This is a genomic window from Acidovorax sp. LjRoot204, assembly GCF_056175785.1.
Window position 1 is genome coordinate 1 of sequence record NZ_JBGFFF010000194.1, and the last position, 2500, is coordinate 2500.

1 protein-coding gene and 2 rRNA genes (1 of these 3 cut by a window edge) are annotated in these 2500 nt (G+C 54.7%); 1 reads left to right on the forward strand and 2 read right to left on the reverse strand.

The window, feature by feature from the left end; genetic code table 11:
- The first annotated feature begins 53 nt into the window (after positions 1-53).
- On the forward strand, positions 54-821 hold the full coding sequence (locus AC04MI_RS22050) for a class II glutamine amidotransferase (RefSeq protein WP_056065199.1): 768 nt from the start codon (positions 54-56) through the stop codon (positions 819-821).
- A 323-nt stretch (positions 822-1144) separates the two neighbouring features.
- Here the strand turns inward: AC04MI_RS22050 and rrf are convergent.
- Positions 1145-1257 (reverse strand): 5S ribosomal RNA (gene rrf, locus AC04MI_RS22055).
- A gap of 143 nt (positions 1258-1400) precedes the next feature.
- Positions 1401-2500: ribosomal RNA gene (locus AC04MI_RS22060) — 23S ribosomal RNA — on the reverse strand; it runs 1779 nt beyond the window's last position.

Here is a 2500-nt window from a genome sequence, read left to right on the forward strand (position 1 = left end):
CGCGCATTGAGCACCCAAGGCTTTCAAGAAATCAAAGAAACGGAACCTTCGCCATGTGCCAACTCCTCGGCATGAATTGCAATGTGCCCACCGATGTGACCTTCAGCTTTACGGGCTTTGCGCAACGCGGCGGGAAGACAGACCACCATACCGACGGCTGGGGCATCGCGTTTTTTGAGGACAAGGGGCTTCGGCACTTCGTGGACCATCTGGCGGCCGTGGACTCACCGGTGGCCGAACTCATTCGCCGTTACCCCATCAAGAGCCGGAACGTCATCGCCCACATCCGCAAGGCCACCCAAGGCATGGTGAGCCTGCAGAACTGCCATCCGTTCGTGCGTGAGCTGTGGGGCCGCTACTGGGTCTTTGCCCACAACGGAGATCTGAAAGACTTCCGCCCTCGCCTGCATTCGCATTTCCGCCCSGTGGGCGATACCGACAGCGAGCATGCGTTTTGCTGGATCATGCAAGAGTTGGCCAAATCGCACGCCAGCGTGCCTTCTGTTCCAGAGCTGACGCTAACGCTCAAGGAACTCGCTGCCCGCATAGCTCCTCACGGCACATTCAATTTCCTGCTTTCCAATGGACAGGCGTTGTGGGCACACGCCTCTACCCATCTGCACTACATAGAGCGCCGCCATCCCTTCGGCGCTGCGCAGCTGAGTGACGAAGACCTCCAGCTGGATTTTTCGAAGGAGACTGGCGTGAACGATCAGGTGGCAGTGATCGTGACCAGCCCCCTCACGACCAACGAAACGTGGACGGCGTTCGGCAAAGGTGAACTGCTGGTGTTCGAACAAGGCCGACGGCTGCCTATCTGACGCAGACGATATAGCGCCGCTGAGGGAGGCGGTGGATATGGGGGCGCGCGGAATGGGTGCACTTTGGTTCTCGCGAGGTTCTATCGATCAGCTCATGCCGTATCGATTGAAGCGAGTGGGCCCATTCCGACAGTTAGATCTGGAGCTGTGCGGACTGCGTAGATGAGGGGCTTCGTGCGCTTGGCGGCCCGGTAAGTCCGATGCAAACCCAGCGAACTGCGGTACCACAAGCGTTGACCAGCCACAGCCCCTGGCGCATTTCGATGCCGTCCCAAAGCAAAAAACCCCAGTCATATCTGACTGGGGTTTTCTGGGCTGTAAGAGCCTGACGATGACCTACTTTCACACGGGAACCCGCACTATCATCGGCGCAAAGTCGTTTCACTGTCCTGTTCGGGATGGGAAGGAGTGGGACCAACTTGCTATGGTCATCAGGCATAACTTGGTGCTGGGCAGTCTTTGTGAACTGCCTGGCGAATTCATAGAGTCTGGAATCAGATTTTGTGTATTTGACTGCGTCTAACTTGGCATAACAGACTTTGAGCTTCACGCTGTGAGCGTGTTGGCTATCAAAGTTATAGGGTCAAGCCGCACGAGCAATTAGTATCAGTTAGCTTAACGCATTACTGCGCTTCCACACCTGACCTATCAACGTCCTGGTCTTGAACGACTCTTTAGGGGGCTCAAGGCCCCGGCAGATCTCATCTTGAAACGAGTTTCCCGCTTAGATGCTTTCAGCGGTTATCTCTTCCACACTTAGCTACTCGGCAATGCCACTGGCGTGACAACCGATACACCAGAGGTGTGTCCACTCCGGTCCTCTCGTACTAGGAGCAGGCTTCCTCAAATCTGCAGCGCCCACGGAAGATAGGGACCAAACTGTCTCACGACGTTTTAAACCCAGCTCACGTACCTCTTTAAATGGCGAACAGCCATACCCTTGGGACCGGCTACAGCCCCAGGATGAGATGAGCCGACATCGAGGTGCCAAACACCGCCGTCGATATGAACTCTTGGGCGGTATCAGCCTGTTATCCCCAGAGTACCTTTTATCCGTTGAGCGATGGCCCTTCCATACAGAACCACCGGATCACTATGTCCTGCTTTCGCATCTGCTCGACTTGTCAGTCTCGCAGTTAAGCACGCTTATGCCATTGCACTATCGTCACGATGTCCGACCGTAACTAGCGTACCTTCGAACTCCTCCGTTACGCTTTGGGAGGAGACCGCCCCAGTCAAACTGCCTACCATGCACTGTCCCCGATCCAGATAATGGACCTAGGTTAGAACCTCAAACACACCAGGGTGGTATTTCAACGTTGGCTCCATGAGAACTAGCGTCCTCACTTCAAAGCCTCCCACCTATCCTACACAGATCTGTTCAAAGTCCAATACAAAGCTACAGTAAAGGTTCATGGGGTCTTTCCGTCTTTCCGCGGGGAGATTGCATCATCACAAACATTTCAACTTCGCTGAGTCTCAGGAGGAGACAGTGTGGCCATCGTTACGCCATTCGTGCAGGTCGGAACTTACCCGACAAGGAATTTCGCTACCTTAGGACCGTTATAGTTACGGCCGCCGTTTACTGGGACTTCAATCAAGAGCTTGCACCCCATCATTTAATCTTCCAGCACCGGGCAGGCGTCACACCCTATACGTCCACTTTCGTGTTTGCAGAG